This window comes from Marinobacter sp. B-21 (assembly GCF_056857895.1).
In genome coordinates this window covers 195,217-217,058 of sequence record NZ_JBSXNZ010000085.1, presented here as the reverse complement: position 1 = coordinate 217,058, position 21,842 = coordinate 195,217, and the positions used below count along the sequence as shown (strand labels likewise).

General features: G+C 58.7%; 18 protein-coding genes. 5 read left to right on the top strand and 13 right to left on the bottom strand.

What is annotated here, in order from left to right; genetic code table 11:
* Positions 1-13 precede the first annotated feature (13 nt).
* The 3 genes from AC13C0_RS15970 (at position 14) to AC13C0_RS15960 (ending at position 4,137) form a co-directional block, all read left to right on the top strand.
* Positions 14-2,191: a putative bifunctional diguanylate cyclase/phosphodiesterase gene (locus AC13C0_RS15970; RefSeq protein WP_341581438.1), complete on the top strand. Its 2,178-nt coding sequence runs from the start codon at positions 14-16 to the stop codon at positions 2,189-2,191.
* Between the two features lie 233 nt (positions 2,192-2,424).
* Positions 2,425-3,078 (top strand): class I SAM-dependent methyltransferase, encoded by a 654-nt coding sequence (locus AC13C0_RS15965; RefSeq protein ID WP_117619824.1) that lies wholly within the window; start codon positions 2,425-2,427, stop codon positions 3,076-3,078.
* A 51-nt stretch (positions 3,079-3,129) separates the two neighbouring features.
* Positions 3,130-4,137, top strand: coding sequence for a DUF2156 domain-containing protein (locus AC13C0_RS15960; protein WP_117619823.1), 1,008 nt, complete (start codon positions 3,130-3,132; stop codon positions 4,135-4,137).
* Here AC13C0_RS15960 and murI read toward each other — a convergent pair.
* The gene (gene murI / locus AC13C0_RS15955; RefSeq protein ID WP_341581437.1) at positions 4,121-4,978 is read right to left on the bottom strand and encodes a glutamate racemase; all 858 of its coding nucleotides are present in this window, start codon (positions 4,976-4,978) and stop codon (positions 4,121-4,123) included. The genes AC13C0_RS15960 and murI overlap by 17 nt on opposite strands.
* Entirely contained in the window at positions 4,975-5,790 is an 816-nt protein-coding gene (gene nudC / locus AC13C0_RS15950) for an NAD(+) diphosphatase (protein WP_117620456.1), read from the bottom strand. The genes murI and nudC overlap by 4 nt, the downstream gene beginning before the upstream one ends.
* 152 nt (positions 5,791-5,942) lie before the next feature.
* Between nudC and plsB the strand changes: the two genes are divergently transcribed.
* Positions 5,943-8,411, top strand: coding sequence for a glycerol-3-phosphate 1-O-acyltransferase PlsB (gene plsB / locus AC13C0_RS15945; protein ID WP_117619821.1), 2,469 nt, complete (start codon positions 5,943-5,945; stop codon positions 8,409-8,411).
* A gap of 45 nt (positions 8,412-8,456) precedes the next feature.
* On the opposite strand, the gene AC13C0_RS15940 is transcribed toward plsB, so the two are convergent.
* From AC13C0_RS15940 to ppc, 6 genes are all read right to left on the bottom strand, one after another.
* A complete protein-coding gene (locus AC13C0_RS15940; protein ID WP_117619820.1) occupies positions 8,457-9,290 on the bottom strand; it encodes a class I SAM-dependent methyltransferase in 834 nt (277 codons plus the stop codon).
* On the bottom strand, positions 9,290-9,652 hold the full coding sequence (locus AC13C0_RS15935) for a UDP pyrophosphate phosphatase (protein ID WP_341581434.1): 363 nt from the start codon (positions 9,650-9,652) through the stop codon (positions 9,290-9,292). Before AC13C0_RS15935 ends, AC13C0_RS15940 begins: the two co-directional genes overlap by 1 nt.
* Before the next feature lie 131 nt (positions 9,653-9,783).
* On the bottom strand, positions 9,784-10,494 hold the full coding sequence (gene tsaB, locus AC13C0_RS15930) for a tRNA (adenosine(37)-N6)-threonylcarbamoyltransferase complex dimerization subunit type 1 TsaB (RefSeq protein ID WP_341581433.1): 711 nt from the start codon (positions 10,492-10,494) through the stop codon (positions 9,784-9,786).
* A gap of 34 nt (positions 10,495-10,528) precedes the next feature.
* On the bottom strand, positions 10,529-11,182 hold the full coding sequence (gene adk, locus AC13C0_RS15925; RefSeq protein WP_117619817.1) for an adenylate kinase: 654 nt from the start codon (positions 11,180-11,182) through the stop codon (positions 10,529-10,531).
* Between the two features lie 201 nt (positions 11,183-11,383).
* Entirely contained in the window at positions 11,384-12,754 is a 1,371-nt protein-coding gene (locus AC13C0_RS15920; protein ID WP_117619816.1) for an HDOD domain-containing protein, read from the bottom strand.
* A gap of 59 nt (positions 12,755-12,813) precedes the next feature.
* The gene (gene ppc / locus AC13C0_RS15915) at positions 12,814-15,459 is read right to left on the bottom strand and encodes a phosphoenolpyruvate carboxylase (protein WP_341581432.1); all 2,646 of its coding nucleotides are present in this window, start codon (positions 15,457-15,459) and stop codon (positions 12,814-12,816) included.
* Between the two features lie 104 nt (positions 15,460-15,563).
* Between ppc and AC13C0_RS15910 the strand changes: the two genes are divergently transcribed.
* A complete protein-coding gene (locus tag AC13C0_RS15910; protein ID WP_117619814.1) occupies positions 15,564-15,803 on the top strand; it encodes a hypothetical protein in 240 nt (79 codons plus the stop codon).
* Positions 15,804-15,828: 25 nt separating this feature from the next.
* Here AC13C0_RS15910 and AC13C0_RS15905 read toward each other — a convergent pair whose 3' ends face one another.
* From AC13C0_RS15905 to cysM, 5 genes are all read right to left on the bottom strand, one after another.
* Positions 15,829-16,173, bottom strand: a complete 345-nt coding sequence (locus tag AC13C0_RS15905) for a pilin assembly protein (protein ID WP_117619813.1) — start codon at positions 16,171-16,173, stop codon at positions 15,829-15,831.
* A 136-nt stretch (positions 16,174-16,309) separates the two neighbouring features.
* Positions 16,310-17,167 (bottom strand): nucleoside triphosphate pyrophosphohydrolase, encoded by an 858-nt coding sequence (gene mazG, locus AC13C0_RS15900; RefSeq protein WP_341581431.1) that lies wholly within the window; start codon positions 17,165-17,167, stop codon positions 16,310-16,312.
* Positions 17,164-19,401: a GTP diphosphokinase gene (relA, locus tag AC13C0_RS15895; RefSeq protein WP_117619811.1), complete on the bottom strand. Its 2,238-nt coding sequence runs from the start codon at positions 19,399-19,401 to the stop codon at positions 17,164-17,166. The genes mazG and relA overlap by 4 nt, the downstream gene beginning before the upstream one ends.
* A 57-nt stretch (positions 19,402-19,458) precedes the next feature.
* Positions 19,459-20,808 carry a 23S rRNA (uracil(1939)-C(5))-methyltransferase RlmD gene (gene rlmD, locus AC13C0_RS15890; RefSeq protein WP_117619810.1) on the bottom strand — a complete coding sequence of 450 codons (1,350 nt, stop codon included), beginning with the start codon at positions 20,806-20,808 and terminating at the stop codon, positions 19,459-19,461.
* A gap of 26 nt (positions 20,809-20,834) precedes the next feature.
* Positions 20,835-21,728: a cysteine synthase CysM gene (cysM, locus tag AC13C0_RS15885; protein ID WP_117619809.1), complete on the bottom strand. Its 894-nt coding sequence runs from the start codon at positions 21,726-21,728 to the stop codon at positions 20,835-20,837.
* Positions 21,729-21,842: the final 114 nt, after the last annotated feature.

The window sequence follows — 21,842 nt, the reverse complement described above, 5'->3', positions numbered from 1 at the left end:
CGGACACAGACCGATGGCACCTGAACTCACTGATCAGCCTTTCCGTGACGGGTTAACGGCACGGATACTGGTGGCAGATGACGAACCCCGCCTGCTGGACACCCTGGCTTCGCTGCTGCGCAGTCGTGGTTACGACGTATCGGAAGCCCACGGTGGCAGGAAAGCCTGCGAATTGATCGACCGGCAGGGGTTCGACCTGGCGCTACTGGATCTGCGGATGCCGGAGGTGAACGGGTTTGATGTCATGGCCCACCTTGCCAACGGACAACCGGAATGCGGCGTGATCGTTATCAGCGGCGAAAGTTCCTTCAGCTCAGTCAGCAGGGCGCTCCGGCGGGGCGCCCTGGACTATATCCGCAAGCCCTTTGACCCGGAGGAATTGCTGGCGACTGTCGAAAACGTCATCGGCAAAAAGTCCCTCCTCAAAGCCCACGAACACATCCAGCTCCGACTGGAAAAATCCGAAGCCCTGCACCGGTACATCGTCAACAGCTCCCCGGATATCGTCTTCATGCTCGACCAAAAAGGTCATTTCTGTTTTGTAAACAGCAAGGTGGAGAGTTTGCTGGGATATCAGCCATCGGAACTCTGTGGGCAGCATTTCCGGCATATCCTCGACGACCGGGATGTTACCCGGGGAACCATGGCCCTGAAGGGCCCCAATATCACCGCAGACACCCCGAGAACCCTGGAAGTCCGGCTGAAAACCCGTGGCAGCCGCCGGGCAACCCGCCACTTCGAGATCACTGCCTTCCCCATTGACCCGCAGACCTGGCCCCATTCCGGGACGACCCAGGGCGGTGGCAATGGCAACGGTGCTCAATATTACGGTACCGCCCGGGATGTGACCGAACGGAAAGAAGCTGAGGCGTTTATCAACTTCCAGGCATACCACGACCTGCTAACCCGCCTGCCAAACCGGGCCCTGTTCAAGGACCGCCTTGAACTGGCGATCACCCATGCCAAACGCGACGGCCAGAAACTGGCGGTGATGTTCCTTGACCTGGATCGTTTCAAGGTAATCAACGATACCCTGGGGCACGCCATGGGGGACCGTTTGCTGCAGGCAGTGACCCACAGGCTGGAAAAATGCCTGCGCAAGGGTGATACCCTGTCCCGGTTCGGTGGTGATGAATTCACTCTGTTGCTGCCATCCATCCACAACCATGAGGATGCGAGGCAAATTGCAAAAAAACTGATTGATGCACTGCGCGCGCCTTTCCAGCTGGGCGATCATGAGGTGTTTGTCGGCGTAAGCATTGGTATTTCCATCTTCCCGGAGGCCGGCGAAACCATGGATCACCTGATCCAGAACGCCGATATTGCCATGTACCACGTGAAGGCCAAGGGCAAGGACAGCTATCGCTTCTATTCCGAAAGCATGAGCATCGACACCGCCAACCGTCTGAACCTGGAGAGGGATCTGCGCCAGGCGCTGGAGCGTGACGAATTGCGGGTTTTCTACCAGCCCCAGATGTGCTCGACCAGCAACCGGGTCGTTGGGCTTGAGGCACTGGTGCGTTGGCAGCACCCTGAACGGGGACTGCTCTACCCCCGGGATTTCCTGCCGCTGGCAGAGGAAACCAAGCTCATTGGCCAGCTCAGTGAGCGTGTTCTCGACCAGGCCTGCCAGGACGTCGGGCACTGGATTCGCTCAGGGCGCCCAGATCTCCGCCTGGCAGTCAACCTGTCTCCCATCCAGGTGGAGCACTCCCGGTTTGTGGAGACCCTGATGCAGCAGGTCGAGGCTCACAACTTCCCGGCCGGCAACCTGGAGATTGAAATCACCGAAAACGTGATCATGAATGATCTGGAGCAGATCAGTCAGAAACTCCGGGAACTGGCCTCTTTCGGCGTGCGGATTGCGATTGATGACTTCGGCACTGGCTATTCCTCCCTGAACTACCTGCATCGCCTGCCCATCCATACCCTGAAGGTGGACCAGTCCTTCATAAAGGCCATTCGCAGCGGCGACGACGGCGCCTGCATCGTGAATGCCATAGTCGCCATGGCCCACGGCCTCAAGCTCGAGATTATTGCGGAAGGTGTGGAAACCGACGAACAACTTGAGTACCTCAGAAGTCTTGGCTGTCATCAGGTCCAGGGCTTCTTCTACGGGCCGGCACGGCCCGCGGCCGAGATTTCAAAAATCCTCGGAATCACCAAGGCCCGAGAAGCCTCGTTCGGATAGGCGATTATTTATTGTCGGACACTCCGATATAAAACCGCGATCTGGTTTGCAAAGTATTGCAGTACGTTACTTTGTGTATCCGGAAATGCGCATTACTGCACATATTTCTCCCACCCTGTTCTCTAAGCTCAAATCCATCAGGCGTTGACCACCGAAATGTCCGACAGTCTGTCGGGTCAAAAACGACAACAACGGTGGCGGCATCCAGGGAACAAGAACAGGCAGCAGTCATCATGCGCGACAAGTACAAGTACATTGGCCCCGTCTACGATTTTCTGAGCAACCTCTACAGCGGCAAGAACATACACCACTGCAAAACTGCCATGCTGGACGTTGAAACCGTCAAACCCGGAGACAGGATTCTGTTTGCCGGTGTTGGCCATGGCCGGGACGCCATTCGTGCAGCTGAACTGGGTGCGGACGTTACCGTGGTAGACCTGTCAGAAACCATGTTGCGCAAGTTTGGCGAAGCCCAGCAGAAGGAGGCCCCTCACCTGACTATCCGCCGTATCCACTGCGACATCATGAAGGTGGACGAGTTCGAGCAGTACGACATGGTGGTGGCCAACTTCTTCCTCAACGTGTTTGATGAAGACATGATGGTCCGGGTCCTGGAGCACCTCATTCGTCTTGGCAAGCCAGACGCCAGAGTGGTTGTCGGCGACTTTTGCTACCCCACCGGCAACATCCTCTCCCGGATGTTCAAGAAGCTTTACTGGTACATGGCCGTATTCATCTTCTGGCTGTTTGCCAATAACGCATTCCACAAGATCTACAACTACCCCGAGCACATGCAGCGCCTGGGTCTCCAGGTCACCGAGAAGAAGCATTTCAAGCTTCTGAATATGAACTGTTACTGGTCCATTCTCGGACGCAAGCAGGCCTGAGTAGCGTCGCTCAAGGATCGCCCAACAAAAAAATAATCGGGGAGCAGTAGCATGTCGGATCAGATACTCGCACTGGACAGAATCAGCACACTGGATAGCGGTTCGTTCACCTTCAGCGAACGGGTTGGTTATCTGAAGAAGTTCGGAACCCACTCCCAGTCCTTCTCGACGCTGCAGCCGGGCATGCAGTATTTTGATGTGCCGGGCATTGGCTATATCGCCTACATGCGGAAATGGGGCGGGACATTTGTCCTCTCGGACCCGGTTTGTGCGCCGGGCGATTTCGGTCGGCTGCTGGAGAGCTTTCATCGGCGCTTCCCGAACGCCAGTTACATTCAGGTATCAAAGCCGGTGGTGGATTTTCTGCATCTGCGCTTTGGTCTCTATGGCACCCAGTTCGGCAGCGAATCCCGAATCGATCTTGCCCGGTGGTCCCTCAGCGGGAAAAAGAAACAGGTGCTCAGAACCGCGCTGAACCAGGCGGAAAAAAATGGCATCACCGTCATGGAACGTTTCAGCGACGATCACACCCGGGAGATCTCCGAGGCCTGGATACGCACCCGCAAGTGTAAAAGCAATGAGATCCGCTTTCTGATCCGGCCCATGGAAATGGAATACCGGGAAAATGAACGGCATTTCTATGCCTATCAGGATGGCAAGGCAGTCGGCTTTATCTACTTTGATCCGATTTACCGCAACAACGAGATCATCAGCTATGTGCCCAATATTTCCCGGGCCAATGCCGACTTTCGCCAGGGCATTTTCTACACCCTGATGGCCCATGCCATAGGCGTTTTCAAGACCGAGGGCGTGCCCTATCTGGATCTGGGACTGATTCCCCTGTCGCTTGATCCGGCGACCGAACATCAAGAGAGCCGCCTGCTCAAACGCCTGCTGCACGGGCTCTATGAGAAAGGCAACTTCCTTTACAACTTCAAAGGGCTGGAGTTCACCAAGTCACGCTTTCGGGGCGACAGCTTCAAGACCTATTGCTGCCACAAACGGTCGATTCCGGCGCTGGAATTTCTCGCCATGTTCAAGCTCACCCGGCTTCTATAGCCACCGGGCGCTGGTCGGGCCAGTCTCCGCACACCCGCCGGGGAGACAGGCCCAGCCCGGACATGAAGCCGGCGATTCCTTCCGGGGACGGGCCGGAAAACAGGGCAGCAGTGACCGGCAAGTGTACCGGCTCCGCAATGGATCTCTCGGCGACGGCAAGCTGGTCTGTCTGTTCCAGCAGCCAGGCTACCCGCCGAGCGATCGCCTCTCCTGAATCCACCCAGAACCGAACCGCCGGCAGGCTCCGCTTCAGGCTTTCCAGTAACAGGGGATAGTGGGTACAGCCCAGCACTACCGTATCCACCTCTGCGTCACGAAATGCCTCCATGGCATCTGCCAGTTCGCGGGCCGGCACCACACCGCCGGCAACCAGCTCTTCCGCCCAGCGCACCAGGCCGGGATGCCCGATACGCTCCACCCGGCAATCACCGGCAAATTCCTCGATCAGTCTGTCCAGATAGGGTCTGCGGACTGTGGCCGGCGTTGCAAGGAGCCCGATACGCCGGTTCCGGGTTTTCGCCGCCGCGGGCTTGATCGCTGGCACCACCCCCACAACCGGCACCGATGTTCTCCCACGCAGATGGGGCAATACCACGGTACTGGCCGTGTTACAGGCGACCACGATGACATCGGCGGGGTATTGCTCAAGGGCACGGGCAATCAGGGTGCAGCAGCGTTCAATCACTACCGGTTCCGACTTGTCGCCGTAAGGAAATCCAGCGTTGTCCGCCAGGTAGGTCAGGTCCGCGCCCGGCAGGTACCGGTGAATGCAGGCAGCAACACTCAGACCGCCGACACCGGAATCGAACACCAGAACCCTGGGCGGCGCCTGATCGTTCAAACCGGAATGCCTCCCCGGGAAATTTCCTTCTCCATAGCCCGGATCAGACGGCCTGAAATCGTGGTTTCCGGCGGCACCGGCGGTGTGTCACCCGGTAAAAACCAGTCGGCATCGGCGAGCTCGTCTTCCTGCAACACCAGGTTCCCTCCGGCGTAATCAGCGAAGAATCCAACCATCAACTGGTGCGGGAAGGGCCAGGGCTGCGACGCGTGGTACCGGATATTGGTCACATCCAGGCCGGTCTCCTCTTTCACCTCCCGGCAAACAGCCCCTTCCAGGCTCTCCCCCGGCTCAACAAATCCGGCGATCAGGCTGTAGAAGTGGCGTTTGACCCGTGACGACCTGGCCAGCAACAGGCGGTCATCCCGACGGATAACAACAATAACGCAGGGGGCGAGCCTCGGGTACCAGGGAATCCCGCAGGCTTCACACCATCTGGCACGCTCCCGGGCATGAAAACCGGTTTTCTCACCGCAGCGCCCACAATACTGGTGGTCACGCCACCACTGCCAGACCTGGAAACCGGTACTCAGCATATCCGCGGGGGCATCGTTCATCATCAGCAGGGCCTCCCTCAGGGGAATGATCTCCTGTTGTTCAACCGAGCTTTCCGGCAACTCGGTCACGAATACATCGCGACCGCCGAAGGTTCCCACAGAGACGGCATCGGACAGGACATCCCCGAACAGCGCGCTGTCCCGGGGATGCAGCCAACCGTTACCGGGCTTCACCACGCCCGATCCCGCAAGCGCCAGAATCAGGTCGTTCTGCTCCGGCGGTCTGTTTGTCCAGCCGGGTTTCCACTGAGTCATCGAGACCACCATCTGATGTGCTGCCTGAGTGATTATAAGACCAAACTGAAATGTACCACATTGCCTTGCTGGCCAAGAATGCAACCTCGGCTTTCCGCTCTGTACTCAACCAAGTAAACTTGGCACCTGTCTTTTCAACGGAGTTGCACTTTATGCGTCTTTACCAGGGCATTCGCAGCCTGATCCTGACCCTTTTTCGCAAGATACTGTTTATCTGGGTCCGGACAGATGTCAGCGGCAACAGCGTTGACGCCCTCGCCCTGGATCCGGACACGCCGGTATGTTACGTGCTTCAGTACAGCTCCCTATCCGGCCGGCTGGTTCTGGAGCAGGAAGTGATCCGGGCCGGATTACCCGGAGCGGCAGAAGCCCTGCCGGTTAAAAACGGACCGTCGCATTCTTTCTTCTTTCTGTACCGCCGGATTGGCGGTTTTTTCCGGGGGCGCCAGGCACCGGCGCCTACCAGCGAGTTCCAGGCTCTGGTTCACTACGGCCTCGAACACCCGGATCAGGATGTCCAGATCGTTCCGGTTTCCCTGTTCTGGGGCCGCTCCCCGGACAAGGAGAAATCCCTGGTAAAACTGTTGCTGTCTGACACCTGGTCCATTGCCGGCAGGCTGCAGAAACTTCTGATCATTATGGTCCACGGCCGCAACACCTACGTTCAGTTCAATCAGCCCCTCTCGCTCAAGCAGGTTATTGATGAATACCGGCATAACGAAGAGCGCGCCAACCGGAAACTGGCCCGGATACTCAGAACCCACTTCCGCCGGGTACGCCAGGCTGTACTGGGACCAGACCTGTCACACCGCCGCACCCTTGTCGCAGGCCTGGTGCGGACCCAGTCAGTAAAGGAAGCGATCCGGGAAACGGCCGCCAAAGATGATATCCCGCCGGAAAAGGTTCGCGCCAAAGCCTACAAGTATGCCGACGAAATTGCCGCCAACATGTCCGTCGTCACCATTCGCGTTCTTGAGGTGGTGTTGTCGCGGCTGTGGAACCGGATCTACAAAGGCATCGCCATCAACAACATCCGGGTGGTGAAAGACGTCGCCCAGGACAATGCTGTCGTTTACGTACCCTGCCATCGTTCCCACATCGACTACCTGCTGTTGTCCTACGTGCTCTACAAAAACGGCCTGATGCCGCCGCACATTGCTGCAGGGGTCAACCTCAATATGCCCGTCGTGGGCCCCATTCTGCGTCGGGGCGGCGCCTTTTTCATGCGCCGCAGCTTCAAGGACAACCCGCTGTACGCCACCGTGTTCAACGAATACATGCATGTAATGTTTTCCCGGGGTTACTCGGTGGAGTATTTTGTCGAGGGTGGCCGAAGCCGCACAGGCCGGATGCTGCAACCCCGGCCCGGGATGCTGGCAATGACAGTACGCAGTTTCCTTCGGGATCACCGCAAGCCCATCGTGTTCGTCCCCGTTTACATTGGCTACGAAAAGGTTATGGAGGGCCGCTCGTATCTGGGTGAACTTCGCGGCAAGAAAAAAGAAAAAGAGAGTGTCTTCGGGTTGGCCAAAACGGCGCGTAAACTCAGCAATTCCTTCGGTCGCGTGGCGGTCAACTTCGGTGAGGCCATTCACCTTTCCGACGTTCTGGATGATGTCCATGACAGCTGGCGCGAGGAAGCCTACGACGCCGGGCACCGCCCGGCCTGGCTCAACACTGCCGTATCCGAACTCGCATTCCGGGTAGCCTCCAGCATCAATGCCTCTGTCGCGGTTAATCCGATTGGCATGGCCGCAACGGTTCTGCTCGGGACCGAGCGTCTGGCGATGGACGAAGGCCAGTTGATCCGGCTGATGGATCAGTACGCCGCCCTGCTGAAAGCCTTTCCCTATGCCGCGACGGTCACCCTGCCCGAAGGCAGCGGTAAAGACTGGGTGGCCTACTGTGAGGGCATGGGGCTGATTAACCGCCAGCCCCAGAAGCTGGGCGATATCATCGCCCTGGAAGGCAGCAATGCCATTCTGATGACCTACTACCGCAACAATATCCAGCACCTGTTCGCGCTGCCTTCACTGATTGCCAGCCTCTTTGAGAACAAGGATTCCCTGAGGCGAGAGAAGATCGTGTTCCTGGCCAGCGTGGCCTATCCCTACCTGCAATCCGAGCTGTTCCTGAAGTACCACTCGGATGAAACCGAAACCGTCATCAATCAATGGATCGATGTTCTGATAGCCCAGGGTTTGCTCAAGCCTCTGGACGACGACCGGATCGGCCGACCAGACGAAGGCACCGAGGCCATGCTGAGGTTGCGTGTGCTGTCACGTTTTATCATCCAGACGGTAGAGCGCTACCATATCGCGCTCGGCATCCTCCGGAAATACGGCTCGGGCAAGATCAGTGCGGCAGAACTGGAAGAGCAGAGCGCACTGCTGGCCGAACGCATGTCGATCCTGTTTGGCCTGAATGCACCGGAGTTCTTCGACAAGAGCCTGTTCCAGAACTTCATAGCCAACATGCAGAAGAACGGCGTGATCACCACCGATGATAACGGCTTGCTGTGTTATGGCGAGGGGCTGGATGAGGTGGCAGAGGACGCACGGCTGGTGCTGGGCGTCGAGAAGCGACAGGCGATTCAGCAGGTCACGATGATGGGAGCCTGAGGGGCGCTTCACAGGGTAACCAAGGGCTTTTTACAGGCTAAGGGCTCACTGGGCAGGCAGGGCCTTGATGGCATAGACATCGTAGCGGCTGCTTTTGCCCTCTATCCGTGTGGTTGGGTCCGGCCCGGCAATCGCCGGCGCCTTCCGCGGACGCTTGACCACCACCCGGTAACGGGCGCACTCCAGGGCACCCGCGAGCAGGCGTCCGGAATCGTCATCGTCGCCGACAACTGTCCGGAATACCTGCATTTCCTTTTTAACCAGGGCCGATTTATCCCGGTGCGGAAACATCGGGTCCAGATAGATTACATCGGCAGCCTCACCGCCAGCCCGTTCAAGCCAGTCGATACTGCTGCCTTCCATCAACTGCATGCGTTCAACGATCATCGCACAATCCACGTTCAGAGCGGCACGGGCCAGGCCATCCGCCAGGAGCGCATGGATAACCGGATTGCGCTCAAACAACGTTACCCGGCACCCAAGGCTGGCGAGGATAAACGCATCCTGGCCAAGCCCTGCCGTGGCATCAACAATATGCAGATTGGCGCGGGTTTTCTGCAGGCCGACAGCCCTGGCGACCAGCTGACCGGCCCCGCCGCCGTGTTCACGCCGGTAGCCCATCTTGCCGGTAACGAATTCCGCGCGCACCGGCCCGGGCGCTCCCTTGCCGGTAACTTGCAGGCCCAGGCCCTGCTCATCAAGGAACAACAGAACCGGGACATCGCGAACGTCCCTGGGCAGCACCACCCCTAAATTCTCCAGTAACAGAGACTCGGCCAGAGACTCAGCCTGAAACCTGTCCCCCAGAGGACTTCGGGCAATGGCAATGGTTTGTTGCCAGTCGGCGGGCATTACAGAAGAAGCAGAGGGATCAGACATCAGACCAGAATATCGATTCCGGCCAGGCTGCCGCCGGTGCCGGCGTCCTGACCGGCGGCCGCAACGGAAGCAAACGTGGACAGGGCTCGGGCGGCGGGCAAGGAGATTTCACCAGCCCGGAAACGTTCAAGGCGGATGTCTTCGGAGGCACGCCTGGCCTCGACCCGGCGCTCGAGACTTTCGGTGGGGGTTCGCTCACTGACCACACTCTGGCGGCCATCGGCAAGATCACGGCGAGCGGAATCGCCCGTTTTCTCTGGTGCCGAAGCGGGAGCGCGTGCGACATCACTGCGCTCGCGGACCTGGCTGTTGTTGCCCGTCTGCGAAACGACATTGTTGCCCGGATTAATGCCACCAATCATGTTCAGATACCGCCATGTTCAGATACCGCTGGCCCGATGACAGGAAAACCTGAGCTGGAAGTATGGAAGATTGTCGCCCGGAAGAAAAGGCAGCTGTTCAGTATTTACTCAGGCCTGAGTGATCGGACTGACTACCGACCGGGCAGCTTCTTCCAGGCCACTTCGTCCCGGATATACACCGGTTGGGCCTGTTCCGCCGGAACCGCCTTACCCTGCCGGTATCCGATAGCGGCCAACCGTGCAACCCAGGAGGCACGAAGCACCAGTGCTTCATCGATCGTTTCTACCTGTCCGGTTATTGCGGAGGGCATCCCGGAGCGATACTGCCAGCCCTGGCCAACGCCATACCAGTGATCGGGCCCCGACGGGAGAGCAACGTCTGAGGGAAGACAAACCTGCTCCTCTCCCAGTAAAACCGGAATGCCAGCCCGGCACTCGAAACAGCCCCAGTAGACCTCCCCCATGCGGGCATCAAAGGCCACTGCGATACCACTGTGCCCGGGAATACTGTGCCCGGGAATATCGAGGGTTTCGATCGCGCCAAGGGCAACGGCTTCAAGAGAAGAAACCGGTACCACCGGAATATCCAGACCCCATGCCAGCCCCTGTACCACCCCGGTTGCGATTCGCAGGCCGGTAAAGGAACCGGGGCCACAGGCAAACGCCAGGACATCCAGATCCTCGGGCACCAGGCCCTGCGCCAGGAGCAGCTCCCGCACCATCGGCATCAGCAGCCGGGTATGACCGCGCGGGGCAAGTTCAAAACGTTCAGAGATCTCGCCATCAACAAGAAGGGCTGCGGAGCAGCCCTCTGATGACGTATCCAGTGCCAGCAGTTTCACGTGTGTGAAAACCTCAGGTCAGGATGCCGTGGATTTACGTGAGTTCAGACAGGATCTGGTCGCGAATGCTGTCCAGGCTGCCAACACCTTCTACCCGCACGTATCTGGGTGCCGCGGCCGGCTCTTTTGATGCCCAGTCCTGGTAGTAACCGATCAGCGGTGCAGTCTGGTCGTGGTAGATTTTCAGACGCTTGCGAACCGTTTCTTCCTTGTCATCTTCACGCTGAACCAGTGGCTCACCGGTTTCATTGTCCTTGCCTTCCACCTTGGGTGGATCATATTTTACGTGGTAAATCCGGCCACTACCTTCGTGAACCCGGCGGCCGGACAGACGGCTGACGATTTCGTCGTCGTCGACAGCAATCTCGACAACATAATCAATGGCAATCCCCTGATCTTTCAGGGCCTCTGCCTGTGGAATGGTGCGGGGGAAACCGTCCAGCAGGAAGCCGTTCCTGCAATCCGGCTGCTGGATGCGCTCTTCAATCAGCGCGATGATGATGTCGTCAGACACCAGGCCGCCGGTCGCCATGACTTCCTTCACCTGCTTACCCAGCCCGGACTCGGCCTTAACCGCCGCCCGCAGCATGTCACCGGTGGAGATCTGGGGAATATCGAACCGCTCGGTTATGAACTGGGCCTGAGTTCCCTTACCTGCGCCCGGCGCGCCTAACATGATGATTCGCATAACGCTGTGCTCCCGTTTTAGTCATTATCGTTTGAAAAGCTGTGGCAAAAACCCCTGCCTTTGCGACAGCCTCTCTCATCCGGAACAGGTGTCAGCCGGAATCGGCGAGGGCGCATTATACGAAGTCAGCCACGTCAGAGAAAGTCGACCTCCGTATCATGCACCGGAAGTGCGCATTTCCCCGCAAACAACGCCAGGGTGTCAGGATGACAGGGAGCTGGCCAGGGCGTCCAGATCCGGAGCTACCCGATCCATTTCTGCCGTGAGTTCATCCAGTACATTTGGCTGCAGCCCCAGCCCCTCTACCAGCGCTGGCACATCGTCGGGATTGAATTCATCACCAATCCCACGCTCCTTGAGCAAGGCATTCGACAGCTGCACCATCAACACGTAATTTTCATGCTCTCCGTGATAGCCGGGCTGCTGATGGATACCAGCTGCCTTGATCACGGGGTCCGGCAGTTGCCACAAACGATGGAGAATCCCGCCAATGGCACCATGGCCCACAGCAAGAATTTCCTGTCCGTCCCCCTGGCCGAATACCTGCTGCTCAATGGAATGCATACTGGCTTCAGGGTTGGCTTCACGGAGCTGATTAAGCTCATCAAATTCAGCGGGAAACAGGTGCCCCACCAGCAACAGGCCGAAGTTGTGGAGCAACCCGCAGAGATAGCCAAGGCCTTTTTCAGCACCGCACCTGGGTGCAATACTCTGGCACAGGAACGCGCAATACAGTGAGTGGCGCCAGAAATTGTCCATACCCAGCAGACCCTGACGAGGCACGTCGAACGCCCGGACCGACGCGATGCCCAAGGCGATATGGGCCACGCGGTCGAAACCGAGTACCCGGGTAACGGCCTCCTGTACGGAATTGATCTGGCCCGGGTAGTTGAACAGGGCCGATCGGGCATAGCGCATAACCTGGGCCGTCAGACTCGGGTCAAACTCGATGAGCTCGGCCAGCTCGCGAGCGGTGGCTTCGGTATTTGCGGTCAGCCGGAGAATGCGCAGCGCAAGGGCCGGCATCGGTGGCAGGCGGTAGAGTTTCTGGAGTTTGTCGGCCACTTCCTCCAGGGTCAGCGCCTCACGGTTGCCGTTGCCCGGCCCGCGGATTACCAGATGCCCTTCTCTGGCACCCGCAAGCGCCAACCTGAGGGACCGGCCATCCATCTCCATCAGCGAGTGATCGGTACCGCTGGAGAAAAGCACCCGCTCGGCCTTGGCGACATCTTCATCCACCACCACCGGAAGCTCATAAGCCTGGCCAATGGGCGGTGTGAACCCCGGGTCGCAGTCCCCGAACAGGCGCATGGTCTGGCGGGCGGTCAGGGGCTGCAATCGGCGACCGGTCAACTGGTAGACCGCATCCGGGTCAAGGGAGCTGTCAAATTTGTGAACGGCCATCACCACACCGCTGATATCAATCAGCAGTGTGGCCTGGATAAAATCGGCCTGGGGGAGCCCCGAGGCAATAACCGCTGAATCCAGGCTGGTTACCGGGTCAATCGGCAACTCCTGAAAACCAATACCCTTGCGGGCAAGAAAACGCTCCAATCGTGCAGCCAGTGCCACAGCTTACTCCTGTTATCCAGCGTCAGTGGCCGAGCTACCCGGCCTCTTTCCAGCACTTTTTAGCCGGTGTTGCGCATGCCGGCCGAGATGCCAGCCATCGTGACTTTCAGGGCACGCTCCACCAACTCCGGCACTTCGCCCTTGCCTTCACTTTCCCGGTCACGTCGGAGCAACTCGGCCTGCAGATAATGCAAAGGATCCGTGTAGGGATTACGCACCCGCATGGAATGCGCGAACACCGGCTCACCTTCCAGCAAGTCGTTCTGCTCCTTGAGCTCCAGAAGCCGCTGAATGCAGCCCTGAAGCCGTATTCTCAGGCTTTTCCCGAGGGCCTTGAGTTTGTCATCGTCCAGCAACGTCTGCTCATAATAGCTGGCGATGCGCAAATCTGCCTTGGCCAGCACCATCTCCAGCATATCCACATAGGTGCGGAAGAAAGGCCAGCCATGCATCATATCCCTGAGGACCGGGAGCCGGTTATCCCGTGCCGCCTCTTCCAGCGCCACATCACTGCCCAGCCAGCTGGGCAGCATCAGCCGCATCTGGGTCCAGGCGAAAATCCAGGGAATGGCCCGCAGGCTTTCCACGCCGCCGGTCGCCTTTCTTCGCGCCGGCCGGCTTCCAAGTGCCAGTTTTCCCAACGCCTGCTCCGGCGTTACCTGGCGAAAATAAGGTACAAAGTCCGGATTCTCACGGACCACATCCCGATAGGCCTTCAGGGAGCGCTCCGTGAGCCAGTCCATGGTTTCCCGCCAGCTGTCCTCCGGCTTCGGCGGCGGCGCCAGGGTCGCTTCAATAACCGCCGTGGTGTAGAGCGTCAGGCTCTGCACCGCCAGCCTGGGCAAACCGAACTTGAAACGGATCATTTCACCCTGCTCGGTAATCCGGAAACTGCCGTTTACCGAACCCGGCGGCTGGGACAGGATGGCCCGGTTGGCCGGGCCACCACCTCGGCCCACGGTGCCACCGCGGCCGTGGAACAGAGTGAGATGCACACCATACTGGCTTGCAACGTGGGTGAGCTTTTCCTGGGCCTGATACTGCGCCCAGGCGGCCATGAGCTGACCGGCATCCTTGGAGGAATCGGAGTAACCAATCATGACTTCCTGGCGGCCCTGGCAATACTCCCGATACCACTCCACCTCATACAGCGCAGCCATGCTCTCAGGGGCACCACGCAGGTCGTCCAGGGTTTCAAACAGGGGCACCACACGCATCGGGTACTTCATTCCCGATTCCCGCAGCAGCAGAATGACGCTGAGCACATCGGAAGGCTTGCTGGCCATGGAAATCACATAGGAGCCCAGAGCCTGGGGCGTTTGCTGGGCTACGACTTCGCAGGTGGCAAGTACCTCCCCAACCGACTCCGAGGGTTCCCAGTTGCGGGGTACCAGTGGCCGCCGACCCTGGAGCTCCTGCACCAGAAACGACTGACGCTCCTGTTCAGACCAGGACAGGTAATCCCCCAGACCGACATAATCCACCATTTCTGCAACGGCTTCGGCGTGACGGGCCGCTTCCTGGCGAATATCCAGCCGAATCAGTGGCAGGCCGAAGGTGTGTGCCCGGCGAATGGTGTCCAGCAGCGGGCCGTTGGCAATCGTCTCCAGGCCGCAATCGACCAGAGACCGGTAACAAAGCTCCAGGGGCCCGGTAAAGTCCTCGTTCTCGAACAGAATACCGGTGGCATCTGCCGGTTCGCCGTTAACGCTCGCCTCGGCCCAGTCACGGGTTTTAATCAGCCAGTCACGGAGTTCGGCGAGGACATGGCGATAGGGTTCCCGGGAATCACCGGCAACTGCCTTGAGCTCATCGCTCGCCTGCCACATGGACAGTTCGGCCCGCAGCGCCTGAATATCCCGAAGATAGAGATCCGCTGCCATCCAGCGGCCCAGCAGGAAAACCTTGCGGGTCACTTTATGGGTCACGTTGGGATTGCCATCGCGGTCTCCCCCCATCCAGGACGCAATCCGGATAGGAGACGCCTGCAAGGGCAGCCCTCTATCCGTAGCCTCCTGCAAAGAAGTGTCGAGGCTTCTCAGAAACTGTGGTAACGCCTGCCAGAGGCTGTTCTCGATCACCGCAAAACCCCATTTGGCTTCATCCACGGCCGTTGGCCGCTCATGGCGAATCTCGTCGGTATGCCAGGCTTCCGTAACCAGCTGGGACAGGCGGTTGGCAATTTCCTCGCTCTCCGCGGGCATCAGGTCCTCGTGATCCAGCCTCGCCAGGCAATCCGACATTTCGTCGTATTTCATGATCAGTGTGCGGCGGGCCACTTCGGTGGGGTGAGCGGTCAGCACAAACTCGATCCGCAGATCGGCAACCCGCTGGTGGAGTTCCTCCGGGCTGACACCTCCGGTTTTCAGCCGATCGAAGACCTCACCCAGGGATTCAACCATCAGATCAGACTGATGCCCCCGTTTTCGCCTTATACCATGGTACTGCTCGGCCAGGTTGGCGAGGTTGAGAAACTGGTTGAAGGCCCGGGTAACCGGCAGGAGTTCGTCATCGCGCAGCTTACCCAGCAAGCTCACCAGCCGCTGGCCAGAGCCGCTTTCGTGCAGGCGGTCCGCTTTGGCAGCGGCCCGGATTTCCTCGATCAGCTCATAACAATCCTGCCCGGGGTGTCGTCGTATGCTCTGGCCCAGCAGCTCGCCCAACATTCGCACGTTTTCTCTGAGATCCGGATGTAGCTCAGTCACATTGGCGTCCTTTTGAATTGACGGAGGCAAAGTAAACTTACGATACTAAGGAACAGTCGAGAAAGTCTATTGGCGATTCAAGCCTGTAGCTGCAAGGAGTCATCATGAAGGTTACTGATCTGCCCAAACACTGGGAAAAGCAAAAAGAGCCCGTGGAGCGCACTCACGATTACAATTTGCGCCTTCCACTGGAGGATGCGGCACGGGTGGCTACACTGGCCGAGCTATACCCGGACCGCAGTGAGAGCGATATCCTGAACGATATGATTGGTGCGGCCCTGGACGATCTGGTTCGCCAGAGCCCGCTGAAGGACAGGCTGGAGGGAAAGGAAAAGGAAAAGTAAGTATCGACGGGCAGCGGGCTGCCCGTCAGGCTACTGATTCCAGCTGACGGGCCTTGAGGCGCTGAATGTGCTTCTGGCTCAGGCTGACAAACTTCGGAGTCAGGCCCTGATCTTCGTAGATCTCAAAACCGTCCTCGTCATAAGCCACCACCCGGGTTCCCTGAACATAGGGAAAACTGGTTTCCATCTCGTCCAGTGCTGCGGAAATCAGATCCCGCATCAGGTCCTGGGGCGACTTCATTGGATAAAGCGCTGCGAGCTTTTCGAGGCGCTTGTGATGCTGGTCAGATAACGCCATGAAATAGGCGTCCCGGGTAAGCCGACCACGAGCATGCTTGTCCCAGTAATTGACCAGATCTTTGATTTTCATGGTGCCTTCACTCCTGCATCTTATTGATGGCGCACGGCGCACGAAAACCGTGCATCCGTTTCCGGAAGTGTAGACGAAGCCGTCGGTCCGGGGGCGGGAAAATTGGTAACGGATTGTACTTACCGATCGGCCGGATTCAGCATCCGTTCCCTCCCCGCTCCACGCCTTTAACCGCCTGCCAGACGGCATCCAGCGCCTCCAGTGATTCTTCGCCCATGTCGCGGCCCTCTCGTTCAAGCACACGTTCAATCGCCCGGAAGCGGGCATCGAACTTGTGGTTGGTTCGATTGAGGGCCTGCTCAGGATTGACCCTCATGAACCGTGCCAGGTTCACGCAGACGAAAAGAAGATCACCCAGTTCATCTTCAACGGCGTCTGGATCGCCAGCGCCAGTTTGCGCCGCCTCCCATGCTTCCTTGAGCTCGTCGATTTCCTCGTGGAGCTTGTCGAAGACCGGTCCGGTATCCGGCCAGTCAAAACCGTGCCGGGCCGCCCGCTTCTGGAGCTTTTCAGCCCGGGCCATGGCCGGCAGGGTTCGGGCAATGCCGTCAAGCCGGCTGGATTGCTCGTTAGTCTCCGGGGTGGAGGCCAGTGCCCGCTCTTCCGCTTTGATGCGCTCCCAGCTTTCCCTGATCCAGGCTTCATCCGGCCGGTGATCCGGGTCGATACGGCTTTCCAGGGTGCCCTCGGGAAAGACGTGGGGGTGCCGACGCACCAGTTTCCGAACCAGGTGATCAACCACACCATCAAAGTCGAAATGCCCGTCTTCCCGACCAATCTGGGCGTAGAAGATCACCTGGAACAGCAGGTCACCCAATTCATCCTTCAGATGCGGGTAATTCTCGCGCTCAATGGCATCGGCGACTTCGTAGGCCTCCTCAAGGGTATGAGGCACAATGGTCTTGTAGGTTTGCCAGGTGTCCCATGGGCAGCCGGTCTCCGGGTCCCGGAGCCGGGCCATGAGGGTTTTCAGGTCATCAATAGTGTAGCTCATCCGCGCTTACGCCTTACATCAATGACATTGGGCAGGTTACGGATCTTCGCCAGCAGTCGAGCCAACTGCTCCAGACTGGAAATCTCTACCGTCAACAACATGGTGGCCGTATTTTCATCCTTGTTACTCAGGGTATTCAGCGCCAGCACATCACTCCTGGACGAGGACAGCACCTGGGTGATGTCCCGCAGCAATCCGGACCGGTCGTAGGCTTCAATCTCGATGTCCACCGGATAGACAGCCGCCGGTCGGCCGCCCCAGCTCACCTCGATTATCCGGTTCGGTTCAAACTCCTGCAGATTCAGGAATGTCAGGCAATCCTGACGGTGCACGGTTACCCCCCGACCCACGGTGATGTAGCCGCCAATGGCATCCCCGGGCAAGGGTTTGCAGCATTTTGCCACCTGGGTCTTCAGCTTGCCTACGCCGACAATCTGGATATCGGATTCAGTGTCGTAAGGCCTGCGCCGCTGGGTGCTGAGCTTGAGGTCCAGTTGCCCGGATTTCGGCTCCAGCATCTGCTGGGCCACGTTGGCCACATGAGTCGGGCGCAGGTCGCCGGCACCAACCGCGGCAAACATGTCCTCGGCGCTGTGGTAGTTCACTTTCTCTGCCAGCTCGCCGAGATCCACATCGTAAAGCGACAGGCGCCCGAATTCGTCCTCAAGGATGGCCCGGCCATCAATGATATTGCGGCCGCGATCCTGTTGCTTGAACCAGTGCGTTACCTTGGCCCGGGCCCGGGACGTCTGGATATAGCCGAGGCTCGGGTTCAGCCAGTCACGACTGGGGGCCGGGTTATTGGAGGTCAGGACAAACACCTGATCCCCGGTTTTCAGCGGATAGGTCAGCGGCACGATACGACTGTTCACCCGCGCTCCCCGACAGGCGTGGCCGATTTCAGTATGGACCCGATAGGCGAAATCCACCGGGGTCGCACCCTGGGGCAGATCCACCACATGGCCCTCGGGGGTGAATACATACACCCGGTCCGATGTCACATCGGACTTCAGATGGTCCGCCAGCCCGGACAGGTCGCCAAGCTCTTCCTGCCATTCAAGAACCTGGCGCAGCCAGTTGATCTTGGCATCGTAACCGGTGGACTTGTTGCTTTTGTCCGTGCCCTTGTACAACCAATGGGCGCACACACCCAGCTCCGCTTCCTCGTGCATCTTGTGGGTACGGATCTGGACCTCCATGACCTTGCCTTCCGGCCCGATCACCGCCGTGTGCAGCGACTGGTAACCGTTTTCCTTGGGATTGGCAATATAGTCATCGAACTCGTTGGGGATATGGCGCCACAGGGTATGAACGATCCCGAGCGCGGCATAGCAGTCCCGTACTTCCGGCACCAGGATTCGCACAGCACGGACATCGTACACCTGGGAAAAGTCGATACCCTTGCGCCGCATTTTCCGCCAGATGCTGTAGATGTGCTTGGCCCGGCCCGAAAGTTCGCCCTCAATTCCGAAGGCTTTCAGTTCCGTCTGGAGGGTCTTAATTACCTGCCTTATGTAGCCGTCCCGGTCAAGGCGCTTTTCATCAAGCAGCCTGGCAATCTTTTTGTAGGCGGACCCGTGCAGGTAGCGGAAGGACAGGTCCTCCAGCTCCCATTTGATGTGGCCTATGCCAAGACGATGGGCAAGCGGCGAATAGATGTCGAACACTTCCCGGGCAACGCGCATGCGCTTCTCTTCGGTGCCATTCTTGACGGCCCGGATGGCGCAGGTCCGCTCCGCGAGCTTGATCAGGGCAACGCGCACGTCATCGATCATGGTAACGAGCATCTTGCGAACGTTGTCCAGCTGGCCTTCACTCTGCCCCAGCACATTGCCCTTGAGCGGGTGATGAATGGAGGAAATCGCCGCCATTTGCTGAACGCCATTGATCAGGCCTGCGACCTCATCGCCAAATTCCTTGCGGATGTCTTCAAGCGGAACCCGTTCCTCACGAACGGACCGATACAGAATCGCGGCCACCAGACTGGCCTGGTCCAGATGCAGTTCCGCCAGCACCTGGGCCATTTCAATACCGATACGGAAACTGCTGGAACCGGGCGCCCACAGGCGATCTTCCCGGAACGCCTGCAGATCAATCTCAGCCGCCTTTTCGCAGGCTCGCCGGAACTGGTTAACGTCGTCCAGATGTGTTTGCGAGGCAATCTGGTGTACCCAGCCCTCAATATCCACCTGGCCGTCGCCGGTCATTGCGTAGTCTTCGCGAACTTTTACCATATCAGTCTTGTTGTTCCTGATGGTTCCCGCAGCCATCCCTGACGGCCCACGACATCTTCAGCCGGAATCCCGCTCGAACAGCGCGATGGATTCCACATGGGTGGTGTGGGGAAACATGTCCATCACACCCGCGCGCACCAGACGATAGCCGTTGCGCACCATCACCCCCGCATCCCGCGCCAGGGTGGCCGGATTGCAGGACACATAGACAATCCTCCGGGCCCCGAATGCCGTCAGGTACGTGCAGATTTCTTCGGCACCGGAACGGGGCGGATCAATCAGGATCTTGTCGAACCCTTCCTTTGCCCAACTTTGTCCCGTGAAATCCCCATGCAGATCGGCGCCGTGAAAAGCGACATTATCCAGACCGTTTAGTTCCGCGTTTTCCCGACCACGGACGACCATGGTCTCATCGCCTTCCACGCCAACAACCTGGCCACCCTTCCTGGCCAGCGGCAGGGTGAAGTTGCCAAGGCCGCAAAACAGATCCAGCACCCGCTCCTCTGGCTGCACATCCAGCCACTCGACAGCCCTGTGTACCATCGCCCGGTTGATGCCTGCATTGACCTGGGTAAAGTCCATGGGATGAAATTTCATGGTCAGTTTGAATTCTTCCAGCCGGTAGCTCAGACGTTCGTCATCCCGGCCAGCAGATTCAGGCCAGATCCGGTGCACGGTATCCGGCCCCTTGGGTTGCAGGTAAATATGCAAATCGTGGGCCTGACCAAAGGCAATGAGTTTTTCCCGGTCACCCGCCGAGAGCTCATCCATGTTTCGGAAAACCATCACAGCCACATCATCACCACAGGCCACTTCCACCTGGGCAATCCGGTTGTAGGCGTCCAGGTCGTGGAGCATGTCGCGCAGTGGCAGCACCCGCTCTCCAATGCGCGGATCCAGCACTGCGCAGCGATCAATGTCGGTCAGGAAGCTGTTGCGCTTCTCCCGGAAACCCACCAGAACGGATTCCCGGGCCTTCACGTAACGGACCCCCAGGCGCGCCTTACGGCGATAACCCAGGCTGCTTTCCGAGCGCAGGGGTTCGATCCACTCTTCGGGTTCAATGCCCCCGAAGTGGGCAAAATGTTCACGCAGGGTAGTTTCCTTGAACCGGATCTGGGCATCGCCACTCATGTGCTGAAGGCTGCAGCCCCCGCACAGGTCGGCGAACTCGCAGGGCGGTGCCTGGCGCTCCGGCGCGGCTTCCAACACCTGTTCGGCGCGCAGTTCATCAAATTTGCTGCGGCTGGACACCACTTTGGCGATCACCGTCTCCCCGGGCAGGGCGCCATCCACAAACTGGATTTTGCCGTCCTGACGGGCGATCCCCCGGCCGTCGTGGCTCAGGGATTCAATGTCACAGCGCACAGGCTCTTTGGGAAGAGCCTTCCTGCGTCGTCTGCTCATATTCGGGTCTCTTGGTAAAAACGGATTCAGGCGCCGGGAAACACGCCAGTCGACAGGTAGCGATCACCGCGATCACAGATAATGGCTACGATGATGGCATTTTCAACCTGTTGTGACAGTTTCAGGGCGGCGGCAATGGACCCGCCCGAGGATACCCCGCAAAAGATACCCTCTTCGGAGGCCAGGGCCCGCATGGTGGTCTCGGCTTCTTCCTGCCCGATGTCCAGCACCTGGTCCACCCGAGTGGCATCGTAGATTTTCGGCAGGTAGGCCTCGGGCCAGCGCCGGATTCCGGGGATCGAGGCGCCCTCTTTCGGCTGCAGACCGATAATGCGGATATCAGGGTTGCGCTCCTTGAGATACCGGGAAACGCCCATGATGGTGCCAGTGGTGCCCATCGAGCTGACAAAGTGCGTGACACGCCCTTCGGTCTGCTCCCAGATTTCGGGTCCGGTCGTGCGGTAATGCGCCAGTGGATTATCCTGGTTACTGAACTGGTCCAGCACCTTACCCTTGCCCTCGGCTTCCATCCTGAGGGCCAGGTCCCGGGCGGCTTCCATGCCCTCTTCTTTGGTAACCGTGACAATCTCTGCGCCATAGGCCCGCATGGAGGCCCGGCGCTCCTCACTCATGTTGGCGGGCATAATCAGCACCATACGGTAGCCCTTGATCGCTGCCGCCATCGCAAGGGCTATGCCGGTATTGCCACTGGTCGCCTCAATCAGAGTATCGCCCGGCTTGATTTCACCGCGGCGCTCCGCCTCCTGGATCATGCTGATGGCCGGGCGATCCTTTACCGAGCCGGCGGGGTTGTTACCCTCCAGCTTGGCCAGAATGATGTTGCTGGTCTCACCGGGGAGACGTTGCAGGCGAACCAGAGGGGTGTGCCCGACATAATCTTCAATGGTGGGAAAATGCATATGATAACCCTGTGGTACACTTTTGGCTTCGCATGATACGCGTTATCGCCCCGGTCTCCCAATACAGCTTCTTGCTATATCCATGACCGGTGGCTATATCCGCCACGAGATTTT